Annotated in this window: 16 protein-coding genes, 1 tRNA gene and 2 pseudogenes; 9 read left to right on the forward strand and 10 right to left on the reverse strand. The window is 69.0% G+C overall.

Features of this window, described 5'->3' with window-relative positions:
• Positions 1–33: 33 nt before the first annotated feature.
• Positions 34–270, reverse strand: coding sequence for a hypothetical protein (locus ABGB19_RS09160; RefSeq protein WP_347685538.1), 237 nt, complete (start codon positions 268–270; stop codon positions 34–36).
• A 108-nt stretch (positions 271–378) separates the two neighbouring features.
• On the opposite strand from ABGB19_RS09160, the gene ABGB19_RS09165 reads away from it, so the two are divergent.
• A complete protein-coding gene (locus ABGB19_RS09165; RefSeq protein ID WP_347685539.1) occupies positions 379–1,530 on the forward strand; it encodes a serine hydrolase domain-containing protein in 1,152 nt (383 codons plus the stop codon).
• Between the two features lie 43 nt (positions 1,531–1,573).
• On the opposite strand, the gene ABGB19_RS09170 is transcribed toward ABGB19_RS09165, so the two are convergent.
• A complete protein-coding gene (locus ABGB19_RS09170) occupies positions 1,574–2,578 on the reverse strand; it encodes a TerC family protein (protein WP_347685540.1) in 1,005 nt (334 codons plus the stop codon).
• 240 nt (positions 2,579–2,818) lie between these two features.
• Between ABGB19_RS09170 and ABGB19_RS09175 the strand changes: the two genes are divergently transcribed.
• The 5 genes from ABGB19_RS09175 to ABGB19_RS09195 are packed head-to-tail and all read left to right on the forward strand — an operon-like array spanning position 2,819 to position 12,110.
• A complete protein-coding gene (locus ABGB19_RS09175) occupies positions 2,819–6,751 on the forward strand; it encodes a Pls/PosA family non-ribosomal peptide synthetase (RefSeq protein WP_347685541.1) in 3,933 nt (1,310 codons plus the stop codon).
• Positions 6,748–8,082 carry a M1 family metallopeptidase gene (locus ABGB19_RS09180; RefSeq protein WP_347685542.1) on the forward strand — a complete coding sequence of 445 codons (1,335 nt, stop codon included), beginning with the start codon at positions 6,748–6,750 and terminating at the stop codon, positions 8,080–8,082. Before ABGB19_RS09175 ends, ABGB19_RS09180 begins: the two co-directional genes overlap by 4 nt.
• Positions 8,079–9,341 carry a hypothetical protein gene (locus ABGB19_RS09185; RefSeq protein WP_347685543.1) on the forward strand — a complete coding sequence of 421 codons (1,263 nt, stop codon included), beginning with the start codon at positions 8,079–8,081 and terminating at the stop codon, positions 9,339–9,341. The genes ABGB19_RS09180 and ABGB19_RS09185 overlap by 4 nt, the downstream gene beginning before the upstream one ends.
• A gap of 17 nt (positions 9,342–9,358) precedes the next feature.
• Positions 9,359–10,336 (forward strand): UDP-glucose 4-epimerase GalE, encoded by a 978-nt coding sequence (gene galE, locus ABGB19_RS09190; RefSeq protein WP_347685544.1) that lies wholly within the window; start codon positions 9,359–9,361, stop codon positions 10,334–10,336.
• A gap of 7 nt (positions 10,337–10,343) precedes the next feature.
• A complete protein-coding gene (locus ABGB19_RS09195; protein WP_347685545.1) occupies positions 10,344–12,110 on the forward strand; it encodes a hypothetical protein in 1,767 nt (588 codons plus the stop codon).
• 5 nt (positions 12,111–12,115) lie between these two features.
• On the opposite strand, the gene ABGB19_RS09200 is transcribed toward ABGB19_RS09195, so the two are convergent.
• Positions 12,116–12,191, reverse strand: a tRNA-Thr gene (locus tag ABGB19_RS09200).
• Positions 12,192–12,267: 76 nt separating this feature from the next.
• Positions 12,268–13,476: a DNA polymerase III subunit delta' gene (locus tag ABGB19_RS09205; RefSeq protein ID WP_347685546.1), complete on the reverse strand. Its 1,209-nt coding sequence runs from the start codon at positions 13,474–13,476 to the stop codon at positions 12,268–12,270.
• An 83-nt stretch (positions 13,477–13,559) separates the two neighbouring features.
• On the opposite strand from ABGB19_RS09205, the gene ABGB19_RS09210 reads away from it, so the two are divergent.
• A complete protein-coding gene (locus ABGB19_RS09210; RefSeq protein WP_347685547.1) occupies positions 13,560–15,167 on the forward strand; it encodes an adenylate/guanylate cyclase domain-containing protein in 1,608 nt (535 codons plus the stop codon).
• 5 nt (positions 15,168–15,172) lie between these two features.
• On the opposite strand, the gene topA is transcribed toward ABGB19_RS09210, so the two are convergent.
• From topA to ABGB19_RS09225, 3 genes are all read right to left on the reverse strand, one after another.
• On the reverse strand, positions 15,173–18,031 hold the full coding sequence (topA, locus tag ABGB19_RS09215; protein WP_347685548.1) for a type I DNA topoisomerase: 2,859 nt from the start codon (positions 18,029–18,031) through the stop codon (positions 15,173–15,175).
• A gap of 135 nt (positions 18,032–18,166) precedes the next feature.
• A complete protein-coding gene (locus ABGB19_RS09220) occupies positions 18,167–18,757 on the reverse strand; it encodes a hypothetical protein (protein ID WP_347685549.1) in 591 nt (196 codons plus the stop codon).
• 129 nt (positions 18,758–18,886) lie between these two features.
• Complete coding sequence (locus tag ABGB19_RS09225; protein ID WP_238949879.1) at positions 18,887–19,090, reverse strand: cold-shock protein; 204 nt, start codon at positions 19,088–19,090, stop codon at positions 18,887–18,889.
• A gap of 278 nt (positions 19,091–19,368) precedes the next feature.
• Here ABGB19_RS09225 and ABGB19_RS09230 point away from each other — a divergent pair, with 278 nt between their 5' ends.
• A complete protein-coding gene (locus ABGB19_RS09230) occupies positions 19,369–21,675 on the forward strand; it encodes a DEAD/DEAH box helicase (protein WP_347685550.1) in 2,307 nt (768 codons plus the stop codon).
• A 311-nt stretch (positions 21,676–21,986) separates the two neighbouring features.
• Positions 21,987–23,048 (forward strand): PAS domain-containing protein, encoded by a 1,062-nt coding sequence (locus tag ABGB19_RS09235; protein ID WP_347685551.1) that lies wholly within the window; start codon positions 21,987–21,989, stop codon positions 23,046–23,048.
• Here ABGB19_RS09235 and ABGB19_RS09240 read toward each other — a convergent pair.
• The 3 genes and pseudogenes from ABGB19_RS09240 to ABGB19_RS09250 form a co-directional block, all read right to left on the reverse strand.
• Positions 23,045–23,377: pseudogene (locus tag ABGB19_RS09240) on the reverse strand (Rv3654c family TadE-like protein); the annotation flags it as partial. The gene ABGB19_RS09235 and the pseudogene ABGB19_RS09240 sit on opposite strands and share 4 nt — an antisense overlap.
• 10 nt (positions 23,378–23,387) lie before the next feature.
• A pseudogene (locus ABGB19_RS09245) lies at positions 23,388–23,687 on the reverse strand (TadE family type IV pilus minor pilin); the annotation flags it as partial.
• Between the two features lie 23 nt (positions 23,688–23,710).
• The gene (locus tag ABGB19_RS09250; RefSeq protein WP_347685552.1) at positions 23,711–23,917 is read right to left on the reverse strand and encodes a DUF4244 domain-containing protein; all 207 of its coding nucleotides are present in this window, start codon (positions 23,915–23,917) and stop codon (positions 23,711–23,713) included.
• Positions 23,918–23,920 lie beyond the last annotated feature (3 nt).

The following is a 23,920-nucleotide window of genomic DNA, read 5'->3' on the forward strand; positions in this document are numbered from 1 at the left end:
CGACCGCGAACACGCTCTTAAAGGCGGTAGATGTCAGCACGGGTAGCACGCCCATCCGCGCCAGCCGTCACGCCAGACCCAGCCGGGACCACACCCCATCGCGCCCGTCGTCCCCTGGCAGTCGAAGGCCTTGACCGTCGGCTCCGTCGGTGCGGTCTGGACGTAGTCGGTGGTGTCGGGCGCGATCTGAGCCGCACCGGCCGACTGCGCGGTCACCAGCGGGCCCAGGATGAGCGCACCCACGGCGACCGCTGTTGCGAATCTGCGCATCGAATACCCCCTGCGTATTGACGTTTGCGTCGATCAAGGTACCGGGCATGCGCCGCGAACACAGCCGTTTGCGCCAATCTGTGCCCGCGCCATGGGCATGATGAGCCGATGCACGATGTCATCGAAGGCCGGTGGGACAGCCGATTCGACGCGCTCGCCGACGCGCTAGCCGACGAGATCACCAAGGGCGAGGAACTCGGCGCATCCATCGCGGTCGACATCGACGGCGACCTCGTCGTCGACATCTGGGGTGGTCACGCCGATCGCGCGAAGACGGTGCCGTGGCGCGAAGACACCATCGTGAATTTCTGGTCCTGCACCAAGACCCTCACCGCACTGGCGGCGTTGATGACCATCGACCGGGGACTGCTCGACCCGTTCGCCCCGGTCGCCGAGTACTGGCCCGAGTTCGCGGCGAACGGCAAGCAGGACATCGAGATTCGACATCTGCTGGCTCACACGTCGGGGGTTTCGGGATGGGAGATGCCGTTCGGCCTCGAGGACATGTACGACTGGGAGGTTTCGACGAGTCACCTGGCTCGCCAGGCCCCGTGGTGGGCGCCCGGGACGGCGTCCGGCTACCACGCACTGAACTACGGGCACCTGATCGGTGAGGTGATCCGTCGCGTCACCGACAAGTCACTCAAGGAGTTCGTCCGCGACGAGATCGCCATTCCCCTCGGCGCCGACGTCCAGATCGGTGCGCGCCCCGAGGACGACGACCGGATCGCCGAATTGGTTCCGCCCCCGCCACTGGAGTTGCCTTTCGATCTACTGCCGCAGGATCATCCGATGCTCAAGACGTTCGGCGCGATCCGGCCCGACCAGGATGTCGCGTCGATAGCGGAGACCACCGCGTGGCGCCGCGCCGACATCGGGGGCGCCAACGGACATGGGAATGCGCGCGCACTGGCGCGCGCCCTTTCGCCGATCTCGTTGGGCGGCAATGCAAACGGCGTGCAGGTGTTGAGTCCGGACACCATCGACCTCATCTTCGCCGAGCAGTCCAACGGCCCCGATCAGGTACTCATGATCCCGTTGCGGTTCGGCATCGGCTTCGGGCTGCCCTGCCCGGAGAGCGTTCCCGCGATCCCCGAGGGCAGGATCTGCTGGTGGGGCGGCTGGGGTGGCTCGGCGATCGCGATGGACCCGGATCGAGGCGCCACCTTCGCCTACGTGATGAACCGGATGGGCCCGGGCACCACCGGCACGGAGCGCACCAACCGGTACGCCAGGCTGATCTACGAGGCTTTGGGCTGATCGCGCGCCGACCGCAAGTCGGCCCCTGCGTCGACGGTTCCGCTCAGTGCGAATCCAACGGTGAATCCGAATCCGCGGCCTTCTTCGCGTCGTTCACGCGGGTCTTGTAGAGGCTGGCGACGGTCGTGATGATCAGCGTCACGATGATCACGCCCAGCGACAGCAGCGTCGGGATCTCCGGCACCGGCACATGCTCACCGCCGTTGATGAACGGCAGCTCGTTCTCGTGCAGCGCATGCAGCAGCAGCTTCACGCCGATGAACGCCAGAATGAACGCCAGCCCTTGCGACAGGTAGACCAGCCGCTTGAGCAGGTCACCGAGCAGGAAGTAGAGCTGGCGCAGCCCCATCAGCGCGAACACGTTCGCCGTGAACACCAGGTACGGCTCCTGGGTGAGGCCGTAGATCGCGGGGATCGAGTCCAGTGCGAAGATCAGGTCGGTGGTGCCCAGCGCGACGATGACCAGGAACATCGGCGTCATCAGCCGCTTGCCGTTGTCCTTGACCCACAGCTTCAGGCCGTCCCACTTGTCGGTCATGCTCAGGTGGTTGCGGGCGAACCGCACCACGACGTTGTCGCCGTCGTCCTCGTGGTCGGTGTCCCGGGCCAGGTTGATCGCGGTGTAGATGAGGAACGCGGCGAAGATGTAGAACACCCAGGAGAACTGGTTGATCGCCACCGCGCCGAGCGCGATGAAGATGCCGCGGAAGATCAACGCCAGGATGATGCCCACCAGAAGTGCCTGTTGCTGGTACTTCCTGGGCACGTTGAAGCTGGCCATGATGATCAGGAACACGAACAGGTTGTCCACCGACAGGCTGTACTCGGTGAGCCAGCCGGCGAAGAACTCCAAGCCGTACTGGCTGCCGTGGAAGAACCAGGTCCACAGGCCGAAGGCCACGGCCAGACCGACGTAGAACGTCAGCGCGAGGCCCGTCTCACGTTTCGACGGCTCGTGCGGTCGCCTACCGATGACGACGACGTCGAACAGCAGGATGCCGATCGTCACGGTGAGCGTGATGATCCACTCGAGTTGAGAAACGTTCACTTAACCTCCGGTCGTCAAAGCGCCGGAGGTCTCTTCCACCGCACGAAGCCCCGTGTCGGCCCGCAGCACCGGTCGTCCGATGACGGCCGACGTGATGACGACACCGCGGCGAAGGAATACTCCCCTCCGCTGCTCGATTCTGCCAGGAACCGGGGGTTGACCGAAATCGAGGGAGTCAAACCTCTTGTTACCGCGTGCGGCGCAGGCGGCGCGCCCGCGTCGCTGAGTACTTTTAGAGCCGTGTCTGAGGATTCCCTGCCCGAGGTGCCGCCTCAGTACCTGCTGTCGGCGTCGGCGCCGGAACCACGCACGCTCATCGACATCCTCTACGACACCGCGCACCGCTACCCGGACGCGCCCGCGATCGACGACGGCGACGTCCAGCTGACGTATGCCGAGCTGATCACCGACATCGAGGACAGTGTCGAATGGCTGGCCGCCCGCGGCATCGGCCGCGGTGACCGCATCGGCATCCGGATGCCGTCGGGCAGTTACGCGCTGTACGTGGCGATCCTCGCCACGCTGGCCACTGGCGCCGCCTACGTGCCCGTCGACGCCGACGACCCGCAGGACCGCGCCGACCTGGTCTTCGGCGAGGCCAACGTCGTGGGGATCATCACCGAGGCGGGCCTCGCCCGCGGACCGGGCTCGTCGCGCGGGTGGCGCGCCGCGGCGCCACTGGGCCGCGACGACGCCTGGATCATCTTTACCTCCGGGTCGACCGGCACCCCTAAGGGCGTGGCGGTCACCCACCGCAACGCAGCCGCGTTCGTCGATGCCGAGGCACGGATGTTTCTGCGAGACAACCCGATCGGACCCGGCGACCGGGTGCTGGCCGGGCTGTCGGTGGCGTTCGACGCCTCGTGCGAGGAGATGTGGCTGGCCTGGCGGCACGGCGCCTGCCTGGTGCCCGCGCCGCGCTCGCTGGTGCGCAGCGGCATGGACCTGGGGCCGTGGCTGGTGGCCCGCGACATCACGGTGGTGTCCACGGTGCCGACGTTGGCTGCGCTGTGGCCGGCCGAGGCGCTCGAAGCCGTGCGGCTGCTGATCTTCGGGGGTGAGGCGTGCCCGCCCGAACTGGGCGATCGACTGGCGGTCGACGGCCGCGAGGTGTGGAACACCTACGGTCCCACCGAGGCGACCGTGGTGGCGTGCGCGGCCCGACTGACCGGCGCTGGGCCGGTGAGCATCGGCCTTCCGTTGGCCGGCTGGGACCTGGCGGTGGTCGACCAGAAGGGTGAGCCGGTGTCCTTCGGTGGCGTCGGCGAGCTGGTCATCGGCGGCGTCGGGCTGGCCCGCTACCTCGATCCGGACAAGGACGGCGAGAAGTACGCGCCGATGCCCCGCCTCGGCTGGTCGCGCGCCTACCGCAGCGGTGACCTGGTGCGCTTGGAGGCCGACGGCCTGTACTTCGTCGGGCGCGCCGACGACCAGGTCAAGGTCGGCGGCCGCCGCATCGAACTCGGCGAGGTCGACTCCGCGCTGGTGCACCTGCCCGGCGTCAGCGGTGGCGCGGCCGCCGTGCGCCGCACGTCCAGCGGCACGCCGTTGCTGGTCGGCTACATCACGCTTTCGCCTGCCGGCGGCGCCCCGTCGTTCGACCTGGACAAGGCGCGCGCCCGGCTGGCCGAGACCCTGCCCGCCGCGCTGGTGCCGCGGCTCGTGCTGGTCGACGAACTGCCGACCCGAACGTCGGGCAAGGTGGACCGAGACGCGCTGCCGTGGCCGATCGACGGGAACGCCGGCGACATGAACCCAGACGAGGGCGCGGACCTCGCCGGCACCATGGGCTGGCTTGCGGGGCTCTGGCGCGAGACGCTCGCCGCCCCGATCGACGGCCCCGAGGCCGACTTCTTCGCACTCGGCGGCGGCTCACTGGCCGCGGCACAGCTGGTCGCCGCCCTTCGACAGCGCTATCCGCAGCTAACCGTCGCCGACCTCTACGACCATCCGCGCCTCGGGTCGCTGGCCGGTTTCCTCGACGAACTCGATGCGCCGCCACCTGTGCAGCCGCGGGTGGTCAAGCCGACACCGCGACTCACCCAGGCGGTGCAACTCGCCCTGTCGGTGCCGTTGGCGACGCTGACCGGGCTGCAGTGGGTGGTCTGGCTGGCGCTGGTCAACAATCTGGCCGCCGGATTCCTGCCGTGGACACTGCGCGTCGACTGGTGGGTGGTCGTCGTGGGGTTCGTGCTGTTCGTCACGCCGCTGGGGCGGATGGGCATCGCGGTGTTGAGCGCACGGATGCTGCTCGGCAACCTGCAGCCCGGTACGTACCGGCGTGGCGGCCCGGTGCACCTGCGGGTGTGGCTGGCCGAGCGGCTCGCCGAGGCCAGCGGCGCCGAAAACCTCGCGGGCGCACCGTGGTTGGTGTACTACGCCCGCGCGCTGGGCAACCAGGTCGGCAAGGGTGTCGACCTGCACTCCACCCCACCGGTGACGGGCATGCTCAAGCTCGGCCACCGCAGTTCGGTGGAACCGGAGGTCGATCTGTCCGGCCACTGGATCGACGGCGACCACTTCCACGTCGGCCCGATCACCATCGGCAACGACGCCACCATCGGTGCGCGCACGACGCTGCTGCCCGGCGCGGTCGTCGGCAAGAACGCCGATGTGGCACCCGGTTCCGGGGTGGTCGGCAAGGTGAAGAACGGCCAGTACTGGAAGGGCTCACCGGCGGTCAAATCCGGTAAGGCGCGGCACCCGTGGCCCGACCACCGGCCCCGCCGCGCCCCGCTGTGGGTCGCGATCTACGGCGTCACCTCCGTGCTGCTGGGCGGGTTGCCGTTGGTGGCGCTGGGCGTCGGCCTGGCCGTGATCGGCTGGGCCGTGCGCGACGCCGACACGGTGGCCGACGCGATCGCGCCCGCCGCGCTGTGGACCCCGGTGGCGACGCTGGCGGCCACCGCCTGTTACGCCGTGCTGACCGTCGTCGGGGTGCGTCTGCTGTCGCTGTGGCTGCGCGAGGGATACCACCCGGTCCGCAGCCGGATCGGCTGGCAGATCTGGGCGACCGAGCGGCTGATGGACGCCGCGCGCAACTACCTGTTCCCCATCTACGCCAGCCTGCTGACGCCGTGGTGGCTGCGCCTGCTGGGCGCCAGAGTCGGCCGCGGAACCGAGGTTTCGACGGCGCTGCTGACGCCGAAGTTCACGGTGGTGGAGGACGGCGCGTTCCTGGCCGACGACACCATGGTGGCCTCCTACGAACTCGGTGGTGGCTGGATCCATGTCGCGAAGGCGACGATCGGCAAGCGGGCCTTCCTCGGCAATTCCGGCATCACGCAACCGGGCCGCAAGGTGCCCGACGACGGACTGGTCGCGGTGCTCTCGGCGGCCCCGCACAAGGCGAAGGCGGGGTCGTCGTGGCTGGGCAGTCCGCCGGTTCGGTTGCGCCGCAAGCCCACCGCGGCCGACGTGCTGCGCACCTTCCACCCGTCGGCACGGCTGAAGATGCTGCGCGGTCTGGTCGAGATGTGCCGGATCGTTCCGTTGATCGTGACGTTCGCGATCGGTGTCGCCGTGCTGTTGGACCTGCAGTGGTTGGCGGTCACCTTCGGCTGGGGATGGGCGGCGCTGGCCAGCGGCGTCGTGCTGCTCGTGGCAGGCGCTGTCGCCGGCACAATCGCGGTCATCGCGAAATGGGTTGTCGTCGGCCGGATCAGGGCAGTCGAGCACCCGCTGTGGTCGCCGTTCGTGTGGCGTAACGAGGTCTCCGACACGTTCGTCGAGACCGTCGCCGCGCCGTGGTTCGCCCGCGCCGCCGGGGGTACCCCGGTGATGAACCTGTGGCTGCGCGCGCTGGGCGCCACGATCGGCCGCGGTGTCTGGTGCGAGACGTACTGGCTGCCCGAGGCCGACTTGGTCACACTGGAGCGGGGTGCCACGGTGAACCGGGGCTGTGTCGTGCAGACGCACCTCTTCCACGACCGCATCATGCGGATGGACACCGTTGTGCTGGAGGAGGGTTCGACGCTCGGCACCCACTGCGTCGCTCTGCCGGCCGCACGCATCGGTGCGGGCGCGACGGTCGGGCCTGCGTCGCTCGTCATGCGGGGTGACGAAGTCCCGGCGTCGACGCGCTGGCAGGGCAACCCGATCGCGCCCTGGCTGGCGCTGCGCAAGAAGCGCGGCGGCGGCGCCCCGTCGACACCCGAAGAAACCGCCGCGTGACGAGAAGCAAGAAGAAGTCGACGCCGGTCATCGACCCGTACCTGCCCGCCGACGGCAACTTCGGTTACCGGGTGTCACGCTACGAACTCGGCCTCGAGTACAAGGTCGCCATCAATCGCCTGAGCGGAACCGCGACCATCACCGCCGTCACGCTGGCCGCATTGCGCACCTTCACCCTCGACCTCTCCGACGCCTTGTCGGTGACCAAGGTGAGCGTGAACAACGCTCGCCCACAGGCTTTTCGAACGTCGGCGGGCAAGCTGCACATCGCGTTGCGCGACGCGCTGCCCGCCGGCGCAGCCATGACCATCGTGGTGCGCTACGGCGGTACACCGCGGCCCGTCCAAACGCTGTGGGGCGACGTGGGTTTCGAGGAGCTGACCGAGGGCGCGTTGGTGGCGGGCCAGCCGAACGGGGCCAAGTCGTGGTTTCCCTGCGACGACCACCCGAGCGCGAAGGCGAGCTTCCGCATCCGGATCGCCACCGAGAGCCCGTATCGTGCGATCGCCAATGGCGAATTGGTGTCCCGACATGCGCGGGCCGGTATGACGGCATGGACCTACGAGCTGCCCGAGCCCACGTCCACCTACCTGGTCACCCTGCAGATCGGCGTATACGGGCGTCATCGCCTGGCCAAGAACGGTGTGCCGATCCATGCGGCGCTGCCGGAGCGGTTACGCGAGAACTTCGACCGGGACTTCGCCGACCAGCCGCAGATGATGAAGCTGTTCGTCAAGCTGTTCGGCCCGTACCCGCTCGCCGAGGGCTACACCGTCGTGGTCACCGACGACGACCTGGAAATTCCCCTTGAGGCGCAGGGGATCTCGATCTTCGGCGCCAACCACTGCGACGGCGAGGGGGCCGCCGAGCGCCTGATCGCCCACGAACTGGCCCACCAGTGGTTCGGCAACTCGGTCACCGCCAAACGGTGGCGGCACATCTGGCTGCACGAGGGGTTCGCCTGCTACGCCGAGTGGCTGTGGTCGGAGCACTCTGGTGGGCGCAGCGCCGACGAGTGGGCGCGGCACTACCACCAGCGCCTCGCGAACTCGCCGCAGGACCTGATTCTGGCCGACCCCGGGCCCGAGGACATGTTCGACGACCGGGTCTACAAGCGGGGCGCACTGACCCTGCACGTGCTGCGCCGGCGGATCGGCGAAGACAACTTCTTTGCGCTGCTTCGGGATTGGACCACGCGCTATCGGCACAGCACGGTGGTCACCGACGACTTCACCGGTCTGGCTTCGCATTACGCGCACGAATCGCTGCGGCCGCTGTGGGATGCGTGGCTGTACACGTCGGAGTTGCCCGCGCTGGATCCGCCGTCGTGACCGATGCGGGCACGCCGACGGGTCCGATCACCCGGGGCAGCGTGGCGCGGGTCGGCGCGGCGACCGCCCTGTCCGCATTGTGCGGATACGCGGTCCTCTATCTGGCCGCGCGCGACCTGGAACCGGCGGGCTTCTCGGTGTTCGGCGTGTTCTGGGGCGCGTTCGGGCTGGTGACCGGTGCGGCGTTCGGCCTGCTGCAGGAGGCCACCCGGGAAGTGCGCTCCACCGGCTACGTCGAGGTGGTGCAGGGACCGCGCACCCATCCGATGCGGGTGGCCGCGGGCATCGGCGTGGTGGCGGCCGCGGTGATCGCGCTGACTGCGCCGTTGTGGTCCGGACACGTGTTCGTCGAATCCCGGGTGCTGTCGGTCACGCTGCTGGCCGTGGGGCTCGCCGGCTTCTGCCTGCACACCACGCTGCTGGGGGTGCTGGCCGGGCTGAACCAGTGGACGGCGTACGGATCGCTCATGGTGACCGACGCGGTCCTTCGCGTCATCGTGGCGGTCGCGACGTTCCTGATCGGCTGGGGACTGGTCGGCTATCTGTGGGCCACGGTGGCCGGTGCAGTGGCCTGGTTGGTCATGCTGCTCGCCTCACCGGCGGCGCGCGAGGCGGCCAGGATGCTGACACCGGGCGGCACGGCCACGTTTCTGCGGGGTGCGTCGCACTCGATCGCGGCCGCGGGCGCCAGTGCGGTCCTGGTGATGGGTTTTCCCGTCCTGCTCAAGGCGACGTCGGGCGACTTGGGCGCCGAGGGTGGCGTGGTGATCCTGGCGGTGACGCTGACCCGGGCGCCGCTGCTGGTGCCGTTGACCGCGATGCAGGGGAATCTGATCGCGCACTTCGTCGACCAGCGCACCGAGCGACTGCGGTCGCTCGTCACACCGGCCGCGGTCGTCACCGGGGTCGGGCTCGTCGGGGTGCTGGCCGCGTGGGCGGTCGGACCATGGCTACTGCGCAGCGGATTCGGAACCGAGTATCGCGCCGACGGCGCACTGCTGGCCTGGCTGACCGGTGCGGCGATCGCGATTGCACTGCTGACGCTGACCGGCGCGGCCGCGGTAGCGGCGGCACTGCACCGCGCCTACTCGCTGGGCTGGGTGTCGGCTACGGTCGCGTCGGCGCTGCTGTTGCTGCTGCCGCTCGATCTTCAGACCCGAACGGTCATCGCGCTACTGTGCGGGCCGGTGGTCGGAATCGCGGTCCACCTGGCGGCGCTCACACGGCGGGCCGAATACTCTGCCGGGAGCCGTCGTTAATGGTGAGGAGTGATCGGATGACTTGGCTGGTGACCGGTGGCGCCGGCTACATCGGCTCCCATGTGGTGCGTGCGCTGGTGGACGCCGACATGCCCGTGGTGGTGATCGACGACCTCTCGACCGGCCTCGAACAGTTCGTGCCCGCGAGCGTCCCGCTGGTGCGCGGCAGCCTGCTCGACGGAGGACTCGTCGCAGGCGCGCTGCGCGACCACCACGTCTCGGGCGTGATCCACATCGCGGGGTTCAAGTACGCAGGGGTCTCGGTGCAACGGCCGCTGCACACCTACGAGCAGAACGTGTCGGCGATGGTCACGCTGCTCAAGGCGATGGACACGGCCGGCGCCGACAAGCTGGTGTTCTCGTCGAGCGCGGCCACCTACGGCTCTCCCGACGTCGACGTCGTCACCGAGCAGACCGCCACCGCGCCCGAATCACCTTACGGGTCAAGCAAATTGGTGGGCGAGTGGGTCCTGCGCGACGTGGGGCGCGCCTCGGGCCTGCGGCACACCAGCCTGCGCTACTTCAACGTCGTCGGCTCGGGTTCGCCGGAACTCTTCGACGTCAGCCCGCACAACCTGTTCCCGCTGGTGTTCGACATGCTCTACCGCGGCGAGACGCCGAGGATCAACGGCGACGACTACCCCACCCCGGACGGCACCTGCGTGCGCGACTACGTGCACGTCTCCGACCTGGCGCTCGCGCACGTCGCCGCCGCGGCGCGGATGGATGCCAGCGAGCCGATCGAGCCCGTCTACAACCTCGGCAGCGGGGGCGGGACATCGGTGCGCGAGATCATGTCGGCAATCCGCGACGTCACCGGTGTGGACTTCGAGCCGACGATTTCCCCGCGCCGGGCCGGAGACCCCGCCCGCATCGTCGCGTCCGGTGACCTGGCGGCGCGGGATCTCGACTGGCAGATGCGCCATTCGCTGCAGGACATGGTGCGATCGGCGTGGGTCGCTCGCCAACACGCAGGAGACGCGTATCCGCGGTAAAACCTTGGTGACCAACCGTGTCGCCTGCACCGCTGTCGCGCTGATCCTCGTGCAGTCGGCCGTCCGGGCGGTGCTGGCGTTCGGTGGCTACTTCTATTGGGACGATCTGATCCTCATCGGCCGCGCGGGCACGCAGAGCCTGCTGGCGCCGGGGTACATGTTCGACGACCACGACGGCCATGTGATGCCGGGGGCGTTCCTGGTCGCGGGCGCGGTCACCCGACTGGCGCCGCTCGAGTGGATCTGGCCCGCGCTCAGCCTGATCGTGCTGCAGTTGTTGGCGTCGCTGGCGTTGCTGCGGGCACTGCATGTGATCCTCGGCTGGCGGCCGGTCTTGCTGGTGCCGTTGACGTTCGCGTTGTTCACGCCGTTGGCCGTGCCCGGCTTCGCGTGGTGGGCGGCGGCGCTGAACTCGCTGCCGATGCTGGCGGCCATGGCGTGGGTGTGCGCTGACGCCGTGTCGTTGCAGCGCACCGGCAATCAGCGCTACGCGGTCACCGGCCTGCTCGCGTACATCGGCGGGTTGTTGTTCTTCGAGAAGGCGGCCGTCATCCCGTTCGTCGCGTTCACCGTCGTGGCACTGCTGGCCCACGTGACCGAAAGCGGGTCCGTCAGGGCGGTGTGGCGTCGTGGGATTCGGCTTTGGGTGCCGTCGCTGGCGGTGACGGCGTTGTGGATCGTGGTGTATCTGGTCGTCGTGGACCAAAAACGCTGGAGCCTCGACCTGGCGATGACCTGGGATCTGCTGTCGCGGTCGGTGACGCACGGAATCGTGCCCGGCCTGGTTGGGGGGCCGTGGGATTGGCAGCGCTGGGCGCCGGCGTCACCGTGGGGTACCCCGCCGGTGACGGTGATGGTGCTGGGGTGGGTCGCACTCGCCGCGGTGGTGGCGATCACCGTCGCGCGCAAACGCAGGATCGGCGCGGTCTGGGTGGCGGCGCTGGGCTATGCGGTGGCGTGCCAGATCCCGATCTACCTGATGCGGTCGTCACAGTTCACGGCGCTGGAGTTGGCGCAGACGCTGCGGTATCTACCGGATCTCGTGGTGGTGCTGGCGTTGCTGGCGGCGGTCGGGTTGTGCGCGCCGAACCGCGAGGGTGTCACGTGGCTGGACGCGTCACGACGGCGCACGGTCGCGGTGACTGCGGTGCTGGTGGCGGTGGTGGCCGCCAGCCTGTACTCGACGATGACATTTCGCGAGAGTTGGCGTGACAACCCCGCGCAGCCGTATCTGCAGAACGCCCGGACGGGGTTGGCCGCGGCGGCGCGAACCTCAGGTGCGCCGATGCTCGACCAGGAGGTCGACCCGATGGTGCTGCAGCGGGTGGTCGGACCGGAGAACCAGGCCAGCCACATGTTCGCGCTGCTGCGCGATCGGCCTGAGTTCGCCTCGGCGACAACGGAGTTGCGCATGCTCGACAGCTCCGGGCGGGTGGTGGACGCGAAGGTCACCTGGGTGCGCAGCATCGCGCAGGGTCCCGCGCCGCAGTGCGGCTACCTGGTGCAGCCGGACGCGCCGGTGCGGATGCCGTTGGACGGGCCGCTGCTGCCCGCCGACTGGACCGCGGAGATCAACTACCTCGCCAACAGCGACGGCTCGATGACGATGTCGTTGTCGGAGGGCAGCGAGGTGAAGGTGCCGGTACGGCCGGGGCTGAACCGGGTGTTCGTGCGATTGCCGGGAGCCGGAGATGCGATCGACGTCCGGGCGAACACCGCGGCGCTGTCGGTGTGCATCGCCTCCGGGCCGGTCGGATTCGTCGCACCGACCTGATCGAATGGAGCCACCTGGGGGAATCGAACCCCCGACCTATTCATTACGAGTGAATCGCTCTGCCGACTGAGCTAAGGTGGCCGGCGCCCGGGATAAGCACTCACAGGTGCCGTACCGGGCGGGACGAGTCTACGGCAGGCCCGACCGCCGACCCAACTCAGTCGCGCAGTGCCTGCCCGATGGTGGCCACCATCGCGTCGACGGCGAACTTCGGCTTCACGTTGACCGCCAGCGCCTCGCGGCACGCCAGCACGGCCTCGATGCAGCGCAGCAGCTTGTCCGGTGGCGCATGCGCCGCCATCGCCGCAACCTTGTCGGCCATGTCCGGATGGTTGGGCTGCACGCCCGCCGCTCCCGACGACACCAGCAGCGCGTCGCGGAAGTAGGTCGCCAGGTCGATCAACGCCCGGTCGAGCGCATCCCGCGACGCCCTCGTCCTGCGCGACTTCTGCCGTCGCTCAAGCGCATTGAGTGCACCAGCCGCCCCGCGCATCGTGCCCGCCGTACCCTTGCCCGTGCCGCCCGCGCCGAGCGCGGTGCGCAACTCCTCGGTCTCTGCCTCGTTGCGGTCGACCGTCAGCGCCAACGCCTCGGCCTCGGCCGTCGTGACCAATTCCTCGGCCGCGGCGAAGGCCCGAGACGGCGTCGCGGCGTCCCGCGCCAGCATCAGCGCCCGCTTCCGGCGCTCGCGCGCCTCGTCGTCGGTGGCCAGCCGCCGGGCGCGGCCGACGTGGCCGCCGCTCACCGACGCCGCCCACCGCGCGTCCTCCTCGGACAGCCCGTCGCCGTCCATGAGCACCTGCGCGATCGCCTCGACCGGCGGGGTCACCAGCGCCACATGCCTGCATCGCGAGCGCAGCGTGATCGCGATGTCCTCGGGATCCACCGACGGCGCGCACAGCAGGAACACCGTCGACGGCGGCGGTTCCTCGACCACTTTGAGCAGCGCGTTGGCCGCCCCCTCGGTCAACCGGTCGGCGTCCTCGATCAGCACGATCTGCCACCGCCCGGTGCCCGGCCGCCGCGACGCGATCTGGACGATGCCCCGCATCTCGTCGACGCCGATCGAGAGTCCCTCGGGGACGATCCGGCGCACGTCGGCGTGCGTCCCGGCCATCGTCGTCGCGCAGGCCCGGCACTCACCGCACCCCGGAACGCCGTCGGATGTGCACTGCAGCGCGGCCGCGAAGCACAGCGCCGCCACCGAGCGCCCCGATCCCGGCGGGCCCGTGATCAACCAGGCGTGTGTCATGGTCCCGAACGCCTCGGCACTGTGAGCCGCGTCACCGCGCGCGGCGCGCGCCGCAGCCACCAGTTCGGTCTCCACAGCCTGTTGGCCCACGAGACGCGTGAAAACGCCGCCCATCGCAGATAACAGTAATGCTGCGAACCGACACGGCTGTCCCACAGCGGCCATTCAGGTCAGGATGTGCCGATACGGTTGAACCCATGACCACGGAGGCGATCCCCTTCGGGCGAATCGGTGCATTCGTCCGATGGGTGGCGCGCACTCCGTGGCCGGTGTTCATGCTGGGGATCCTGCAGGCCGACATCATCGGCGCGCTGATCGTCCTGGGCTTCCTGCGCTTCGGTCTGCCGCCCGAGGACCGCATCCAGCTGCAGGACCTGCCCGCCTTCAACCTGGCGGTCTTCCTCGGCTTCCTGTTCGTCTCGTTCACGGTCGCGTCGTATGTGAGCCTGAGGCTGCTGATCCCGGTCATGCGCTGGCAGCGCCGCGAGATGCTGCTGGCCGACCGCGACCCCGCCGCCACCGAGGTGGCCCGCACCCGGGCGTTGCGGATGCCGTACTACCGCTCGCTGATCAGCGTGGGCAACTGGCTGCTCGGCTCGGTGGTGTTCATCGTGGCGAGCTGGCCGGTCGCCAGTAAGTCGGCGCCCGTGGTCGCCGTCGCGACCGGCCTGGGCGCCACGGCGACGGCGATCATCGGCTACCTGCAGTCCGAGCGGGTGCTACGCCCGGTCGCCGTGGCCGCGTTGCGCGGCGGTGTCCCGGAGAATTTCCACGCCCCGGGCGTGATCCTGCGTCAGGTGATGACCTGGGTGCTCTCCACCGGGGTTCCGATCCTGACCATCGTGCTGGCGCTGGTCGCCAGCAAATTCGAGGTGCTCACCGCGCCCGCCGACCGACTCACCACGCCGATCCTGCTGCTGGCCATCATCGCCCTGCTGGTGGGGCTGGCCGGCACCGTGCTGGTGGCGATGTCGATCGCCGACCCGCTGCGCCAGCTGCGCTGGGCCCTCGGCGAGGTGCAACGCGGCAACTACAACGCCCACATGCAGATCTACGACGCCAGCGAGCTCGGCCTGCTGCAGGCGGGCTTCAACGACATGGTGCGCGACCTGGCCGAGCGGCAGCGGCTGCGCGACCTGTTCGGCCGCTACGTCGGCGAAGACGTCGCCCGCCGCGCGCTGGAGCGGGGCACCGAACTGGGCGGGCAGGAACGCGACGTCGCGGTGCTGTTCGTCGACCTCGTCGGGTCGACGCAGCTGGCAGCCACCATCCCGGCGAGCGAGGTGGTCAACCTGCTCAACGACTTCTTCCGCGTCGTCGTCGACACCGTCAACCGCCACGGCGGCTTCGTCAACAAGTTCCAGGGCGACGCGGCGCTGGCCATCTTCGGCGCGCCCATCGAGCACCCCGATGCCTGCGGCGCGGCGCTGGCCGCCTCCCGCGAACTGCACGACGAGCTGATCGAGGTGCTCGGCCAGACCGAGTTCGGCATCGGGGTGTCCGCAGGCCGCGCGATCGCGGGTCACATCGGCGCGCAGGCGCGCTTCGAGTACACCGTGATCGGCGACCCCGTCAACGAGGCGGCGCGGCTCACGGAGCTCGCCAAGCTGGAGGAAGGACACGTGCTCGCGTCGGCCATCGCGGTCAGCGGCGCGCTCGACGCCGAGGCGTTGTGCTGGGACGTCGGCGAGATCGTCAACCTGCGCGGCCGCACCGCGCCGACTCAGCTGGCCCGCCCCGTGAACCTCCTGACGCCGGATCACGCGGCCAGGAGCGACGAGGTTTCCAGCGACGCCAGGCGGTAGCCCACCTAGCTCTTCTTGGCCGCCTTCTTCGCGGTCTTCTTCGCCGGGCTCTTCTTGGCTGTTTTCGATGTCGCCGACTTCGCGGCTCCGGCCTTCTTGGTCCGCTTGACCGGACCCCGCGCGCGGCGGTCGGCCAGCAGCTCGGAGGCACGCTCGTCGGTGATCGACAGCACGTCGTCACCCTTGCGCAGGCTCGCGTTCGTCTCGCCGTCGGTGACGTACGGACCGAACCGGCCGTCCTTGATCACCATCGGCTTGCCGGAGGCCGGGTCGTTGCCGAGCTCGCGCAGCGGTGGCGCCGCCGCGCCCTGCCGCCCACGGCGTTTGGGCTCGGAGTAGATCTTCAGGGCTTCCTCGAGCGTGATGTCGAACATCTGCTCTTCGGTCGCCAGCGATCGAGAATCCGTGCCGCGCTTGAGGTATGGGCCGTAGCGACCGTTCTGCGCGGTGATCTCCTCGCCTGTGTTCGGGTCGACGCCGACGACGCGCGGCAACGACAACAGCCGCAACGCGTCCTCGAGCGTCACCGTCTCCAGGTCCATCGAGCGCAGCAGCGAACCCGTGCGCGGCTTGGGACCCGTCGGCTTCTTGCCCTTCTTGGCACCGCTTCCGGCGTCACCCTCGTCCGGCGGTTCGGGAAGCACCTCGGTGACGTATGGGCCGTAGCGGCCGTCCTTGGCGACGATCTCGTGGCCGGTCTGCGGGTCGACACCCAGCGATCGGCCCTCTTGCGGTGTGGCGAAGAGCTTTTCGGCCAGCTCCAAGGTCAACTCGTCGGGGGTCAGCTCGTCCTTCAGGTTGGCCCGCTGCGGTGTCGGCTCGCCGTCGTCGCCGGTGACCATCCGCTCCAGATACGGCCCGTTCTTGCCGACCCGCACGTAGACCGCGCGACCCTGGTCATCGTCGAAGAGCTTGATGGAGTTGACCGATCGCGCGTCGATGCCTTCGAGGTTGACGCCAACCAGCTTCTTGAGCCCGCCCGAGCGGGCGATCGAGTCCTCGACGCCGTGCTCGCCACCGAAGTAGAAGTTGTTGAGCCAGTTGGTCCTTCGCTCATGACCGGCGGCGATCTCGTCGAGCTCGTCTTCCATCGCGGCGGTGAACCCGTAATCGACCAGCCGCGAGAAGTGCTGTTCCAGAAGGCCGGTCACGGCGAACGCCACCCACGACGGCACCAGCGCACTGCCCTTCTTGTGGACGTAGCCGCGATCCTGGATGGTCTTGATGATCGACGAGTACGTCGACGGCCTGCCGATGCCGAGGTCCTCGAGCGCCTTGATCAACGACGCCTCGGTGTAGCGGGCGGGCGGCGTCGTGTTGTGGCCGTCGGCGGTGAGCTGCTTGGCGTCGACGCGCTGCCCCTGGGTCAGGTTCGGCAGCCGGCTCTCGGCGTCGTCGGCCTCACCGCCGGCCTGCTCGTCGATGCTCTCGACGTAGGCCTTCAGGAAGCCGGGGAACGTGATGGTGCGGCCGCTGGCGGAGAAGACCACCTGCTGGCCGTCCGACGACGCTCCACTGATGCGCAGCGACAGCGTCGTGCCCCGCGCATCGGCCATCTGCGAAGCCACGGTGCGCTGCCAGATCAGCTCGTATAGCCGGAACTCGTCGGTGTCGAGTTGGCTGTGCAGCTGACCCGGCGTGGAGAACACGTCACCCGCAGGACGGATCGCCTCGTGGGCCTCCTGGGCGTTCTTGACCTTGCGGGTGTACTGGCGCGGCGACGGGTGCAAGTACTCCTCGCCGTAAAGCTGACGCGCCTGATTGCGCGCGGCGTTGATGGCCGACTGCGACAGCGTGGTCGAGTCGGTACGCATATAGGTGATGTAGCCGTTCTCGTAGAGCCGCTGCGCGATGTTCATCGTGCGCTCCGAGGAGAACCGCAGCTTGCGGCCCGCCTCCTGCTGCAGCGTCGACGTCATGAACGGCGCATACGGACGGCGCGTATACGGCTTCTGCTCGACCGACGACACCGCCAACTGCGCTCCGCGCAGCCCCGTCGCCAGTGCGCCCGCCGCGGGCTCGTCGAGCACCAGCACCTCGTCGGGCTTCTTCAGCCCGCCCAGCGAGTCGAAGTCGCGCCCGGTGGCCACCCGGCGACCGTCGACGGAGTTCAGCTTGGCCGTGAACGTCGGCGGCGACGCCTGCGGGTCGGAGACGCTGGCATCCAGCTCGGCGGTGACGTCCCAGTAGCCCGCGCTGCGGAACGCCATCCGCTCCCGCTCGCGCTGCACGATGATGCGCGTGGCGACCGACTGCACCCGCCCTGCGGACAACTTCGGTGCGACCTTCTTCCACAGCACCGGGCTGACCTCGTAGCCGTACAGCCGGTCCAGGATGCGGCGGGTCTCTTGGGCGTCGACGAGATCGTTGTCGAGATCGCGGGGGTCCTCGGCGGCGGCCCGGATGGCCGGCTCGGTGATCTCGTGGAACACCATCCGCTTGACCGGGATGCGCGGCTTGAGCGTCTCGAGCAGGTGCCAGGCGATGGCCTCGCCCTCACGGTCACCGTCGGTGGCCAGATAGAGCTCGTCGACGTTCTTGAGCTTGTCCTTGAGGTCGGCGACCGTGCTCTTCTTGTCCGGGCTGATGATGTAGAGCGGCTCGAAGTCGGCGTCGACGTTCACGCCGAGGCGCGCCCACGGCTCCGATTTGTACTTCGCGGGCACGTCGGCAGCGGCGCGCGGCAGGTCGCGGATGTGACCGCGCGAGGACTCGACGATGTAATTGGAGCCCAGGTAACCGGCGATTTTGCGCGCCTTGGTGGGCGACTCGACAATGACGAGCCGCCGGACATTACCGTTGCGCCCGCTGCCGCGGTCCGCTCCGCTATCCGCTCTTCGCGCGAGCGGCTCATCGCCAGCCACCTGTTAGTACGCTCCACTTCCTCAGCTGCCCACAGCGCCGGAAACCGCGCTGGGACGGCCCGCCCACACGAGAGGCATCTGACAATTTCGCATTCTGCGCGAGCCGACGCAAACCGGCCCCCCTGTTCGCAGCCCTCAGACGCGCGGCCACTGGTGGAACGCCTCCACCCGGCCTGGCGGTTCCCCCACATTCTCTACCAGGCGCGATAGCCGTCGTCGGCCACTGATCCGCAGCGCCGGACGCGAGCCGCGGGTACCGATCAACGTCGGGGCGATTCCCACCCGCATCATCGCCGACGCCAGCGGCGAATGTGTGTCGGGCGCGTGCGGATCAAGCCCGAGCAGGTACCGGTCCGCCTCCGGCGTTCCCGCCGCCAGCGTCCAGGCCCGCAACTCCCGCGGGCCGGGCAGCCATTGCGGCGGCACGGTCTTGACCGCACCACGGGTCCAGCTACGGGCGATCGGCACCAGCCGGGGATCGACCGCGGTGCGCACCAGCGGCGTGTTCTCGTCGGTGCGCGCGATCTCCGGCCGCAGACCAGCCTCGACGATCATCTCGGCCAGTCCCTCGGCCCGCCACATCGCGTCGACGACCACCGACAGCCGCGCCCCCTGGTCTCCCGGGCCGCCCACCAGCACGACCTGTCCCGGCGCGGCGAGCAGCCCGGTGAGATCGGCGACCGCGGGCGGCACCGACTCTGCCGAGAAGAACGACAGCTGGCTCACGAAACGACAGTAAGCCAGCGGCAGGCAACTGACGCCCCCGGCGGGCCGCACCGCGCCGACAAAAAGCGAACACCCCGCGCCGCTCCGTAGTGGATATGCGCGGGGTGCTCCGTGTGGATCGGGGTCTAGCTAGATGGTCCGGACACCCGTGGCCTGCGGCCCCTTGGGGCTCTGGCCGACCTCGAACTCAACCTTCTGGTTCTCTTCCAGGGTGCGGAAGCCGTTTCCCTGGATTTCCGTGTAGTGGACAAAAACGTCGGCGGAGCCGTCCTCCGGGGCGATGAAGCCGAAGCCCTTCTCCGCGTTGAACCACTTCACAGTTCCCTGTGGCATTTCCTGTTGTTTCCTTCTCTTAATCACCGGGTGCGGTCCACCGTGTCTCGGTACACCGGGCCCGTTCCGACCGCCATACCTTCGTGGAGTGTTCGGAACTCGACCCGACCTACAACCCTCGCAGGAACCGCGATCGCAACGTCGTTCCTGCGAGTGCTTATACACGAACACAGAAGCTGCGACCGCGCTAAGTCAATCACGTTCTGGGCTGCGGCGACAGTCTGGACGGGTGCAAGTGGGGAACAATTCACCTACGAACGGTCCCAGGGAGGCGCAGGATGGCTGATTTCGGCCGCGAGCTGCTCGCTTGCGCGGTCGAAGGCACGGCCAGGAGCGGACAGAATCCGTTGCGCCACGTGGCCGATCTACCGGCACGTCAGGGACGACCGCAGGCCTGGCCTCCGTGGGCACACCCAGATGTGGTGCAGGCGTTCGTTGATCGGGGCATCGCGGCGCCGTGGTCGCATCAGCGGACCGCTGCCGACCTCGCCCACGACGGCCGCCATGTGGTGCTGAGCACCGGCACAGCGTCGGGCAAGTCGCTGGCATACCAGTTGCCGATATTGACGGCGCTGAAGGCGGATTCGCGGGCCCGCGTGTTGTACCTGTCGCCGACCAAGGCGCTCGGCCACGACCAGCTCCGCGCTGCGGTGGCGCTCACCGAGGCCGTGCCGGTGCCCGACGTCGCGCCGAGTTCGTACGACGGCGACAGTCCCACCGACGTGCGGCGGTTCGCCCGCGAGCGGTCCCGGTGGATCTTCTCCAATCCCGACATGATCCACCTGTCGCTGCTGCGCAACCACGCCCGCTGGGCGGTGTTCCTGCGCAACCTGCGCTACGTCGTGGTCGACGAATGCCACTACTACCGGGGTGTTTTCGGTTCCAACGTGGCGATGGTGCTGCGTCGGTTGCTGCGGCTGTGCGCCCGGTACGGGTCCTCACCGACGGTGGTCTTCGCCAGTGCGACGACCGCGTCGCCCGCAGAGACCGCCTCGGAGCTGATCGGACAGACCGTCGTCGAGGTCACCGACGACGGGTCGCCACACGGCGCGCGCACGGTCGCCCTGTGGGAGCCGCCGCTGCTCGAGGACCTGGTCGGTGAAAACGGGGCACCGGTAAGGCGTTCGGCGGGTGCGGAGGCCGCGAGTGTGATGGCCGACCTCATCGCCGAGGGCGCGCGCATGCTGACGTTCGTGCGGTCCCGCCGGGGCGCCGAACTCACCGCGCTCGGCGCCCGGGCGCGACTCGAGGACATCGCTCCCGAACTCGCCGGCCGGGTGGCCTCCTACCGCGCCGGCTACCTCGCCGAGGATCGTCGCGAGCTCGAGCGCGCGCTGACCGACGGTGAACTGCGCGGGCTGGCGACCACGAACGCCCTCGAACTGGGGGTGGACATCGCGGGACTCGACGCCGTGGTGCTGGCGGGCTTCCCGGGCACGGTGACGTCGTTCTGGCAGCAGGCCGGCCGCTCCGGGCGACGCGGCCAGGGCGCACTGATCGTGCTGATCGCCCGTGACGACCCCCTCGACACCTACCTGGTTCACCATCCCGCGGCATTGCTGGACAAGCCGATCGAGCGCGTGGTGATCGATCCGACGAACCCCTATGTGCTTGGCCCGCAACTGCTGTGCGCGGCCACGGAGCTCCCACTGACCGACGCGGAGGTGCGGCTGTGGAACGCAGAGTCGGTGGCAGGCGCACTGGTCGACGACGGCCTGCTGCGGCGACGGGCCAACGGGTACTTTCCCACCCCGGGTGTGGATCCCCATCCGGCCGTCGACATCCGAGGCTCGTCGGGCGGCCAGATCGCGATCCTGGAGGCCGGCACCGGACGGATGCTGGGCAGTACGGGTGCCGGGCAGGCGCCCGCCTCGGTGCATCCCGGGGCCGTCTATCTGCATCAGGGTGAGAGCTACGTCGTCGATTCGCTCGACTTCGAGGACGGGATCGCCTTCGTGCACGAGGGCGATCCGGGCTACATCACGTCCGCCCGCGAGCTGACCGACATCGTCGTCACCGGCGAAGGTGAGCGAAAGACGTTCGGGCCGGTGACTGTTGGGCTGGTACCGGTGTCGGTGACCAACACCGTGATCGGCTACCTGAGGCGACGCGTGACGGGTGAGGTCATCGACTTCGTCGAACTCGACATGCCGACCCGCACACTGGACACCACCGCGGTGATGTGCACCATCACGCCAGAGGCGTTGCAGCACAACGGCCTCGATTTGCTTCGGGTGCCCGGCGCACTGCATGCCGCAGAGCACGCGGCCATCGGGCTGCTGCCCCTGGTCGCCAGCTGCGATCGCGGCGACATCGGCGGAGTCTCCACCGCCGTGGGTCCGGTGCAGGGACTGCCTACGATATTCGTCTACGACGGCTATCCGGGCGGGGCGGGTTTCGCCGACCGCGGTTTCCGCAAGATCGACGTCTGGTGGGCGGCGACGGCGGACGCCATCGAGGCGTGCGAATGCCCGGCCGGCTGCCCGTCGTGCGTGCAGTCACCGAAGTGCGGGAACGCCAACGACCCGTTGGACAAGGGAGGCGCCGTGAGAGTGCTGCGCTCGGTGCTGAATGAACTTGCGTGACGGTCGCGTCGGCGCGCCGCGATAAATGGGGGGCGACCGACCCCTCGACGGTCGCCCCCCACGGTATCCGCGGCTAGGGGCGTGCGAGCGCCGAGCACACAGATCGTTGCGGCGAACGGCCGGACTACGCGATCCGTTCCCAATCCCGGACTGCCGGGTGCAGTGGAAAAATACCGCGTAGATCGCGTCATTGGCAACTTTCCGACGTCTTTTGACGTCGATGAAAATCGGGCTGCCGGTATGATTCCCACGAAATCCGTAGGTGGGTATTGACGCAGTGGTCGAAAACCGGCCACCGTAAAATACGGGCCATGACCCACGACTGGCTGCTCGTGGAAACATTGGGTAGTGAACCCGTCGTGGTCGCACAAGGTCACCGAACCAGGAACTTGGTCCCGATCAGTGCGTTTCTGAGGCGCAATCCCCACCTGATGGCGATCCAGACCGCGATCGGAGAGACGGTGCGTGGCGGTCAGGGGCTGAGCAGCATCACACCGAAGAACGACCGCGTGATCCGCACGGAGGTCGTGCAGATGACCGATGGACGGATCCACGGAGTGCACGTGTGGATCGGGCCGCCCGACATGGAGCCACCCGAACGGCCGGTACCCGGTCCGCTGATATGGGACCTGGACAGCGGCATCGCCACCGACACCCCCGAGGCGCTGCGGAACAGCGGCTGGGACCCGAAGCACGAACCGACCCGCAACCGCACCTTCGCCGACGACCTGCCCACGCGCGAGCTCAACCCGAACGAAGCGAAGGTGCTCGCCATGGCCATCAAGCGGGAGCCGGGCACGACGCTGTGCAGTTCGTGGGACGTCAGCGACTACCGCGGTGAGCCGATCACCGTCGGCTTCGTCGCCCGCACGGTGTCAGAGCCCGCCGACGACGGCACCGAACGCCTGCTCTGCCGGGCCATGAACTGGCGTGGCGAGCCGGAAGGGCCGACGTCGGCGCGGGACCAGCTCGCGCAACGAATCCTCGACGGGCTGGCGCAACCTGGTGTGCACCGCGCGCTGGTCGACCTGTCGAACTGGACCCTGCTCAAGTGGCTCGACGACCCGGCACCGTTCTTCGACTGGCGCGCCAGCCTGGCCGGCGAGCACGTCGTGCAACCCGCCGACCGGCCCGAAATGGCCCGCATGGCCGACGATTTCGCCACGGGCACCGCGTCGGGTGTGTTGCGGATGCCGTCCGGAAGGGACGGCGGGTGGGCACCGGTGCACGTCACCGTCAACCGGGTCGAACTCGACGACGACGTCTACGCCGGACTTGCGACACTGCGCCGGCCCACCGCCGACGAACTCAGCAGTGCGGGGTTCGACACGGCCGGACAACTGCCCGAACCGAGCGAGGCGGGCGAGCACTAACCGCCTGGCTCTGCGGGCCCGGCGCGTGCCACCGCATGGGCGGGGCCGACGCCGAAGCGGCCCAGATCGACCGAAACAGTCACGGCCACAATGACATCCAGGCCATTCACGTCGCATCGCGAGATGTTCGCCCGCATGGCCGTCGTCACCGCCGCCGCCTGAGCGCACGCCGCCGCGACGCCGTCGGTGAGCCGGCCCGCCGCCGCCAGCGCGGCCAGATCGGCGGTGGACTGCGCTCGATGCCGGGCGATCACCGCGACGCCGACATAGGCCGCGCCGCCGGTGATTCCCAGCAACACCGCAACCATCGCGACGGCGACCAGGCTGGCCGACCCGTGTTCAGCGCCGGCCCGGCTCCGCCACCGCCACCGCGCGCGCCGCGATGGCCAGCCCGGGCAACAGCGGCGACCGCGCCGTGACGGTGGCGACGACGAGGCCGCCCTCGACGTGCACGCGTATGTCCGCGACCTCCGGCGCGATCGTCCGTGCCACGCCGATCCCGTCGTCGCCCCGTGCCACCAGGCGCGCGGCTTCGCGTGCCGCGTCGACACATCGGATGTGCATCGACACCGCGGTGAGACCGGCCACGCAGCAGACGAGCACCGTGACCAACGCCGCCAACGCGAACGCGGCCTCGACCGTGGCACCGCCGGCGTCATCGACTAGACGTTGGTGTTCAGCGCCCGGCTGATGATGTTGGTCAGCGCGCTGACGATCGAGTCGCCGGTCACCACCGTGTAGAGGATCGCACCGAAGGCCGCCGCCGCGATCGTGCCGATCGCGTATTCGACCGTCGACATCCCATCCTCCTGCACCATCAGCATCGTCAGCCGAGCCCGTAACGCTCGAATACCGTTGCCCCACACCATGTT

Origin of the sequence: Mycobacterium sp. B14F4 (genome assembly GCF_039871645.1) — a bacterium.
Taxonomy (GTDB): Bacteria; Actinomycetota; Actinomycetes; order Mycobacteriales; family Mycobacteriaceae; genus Mycobacterium.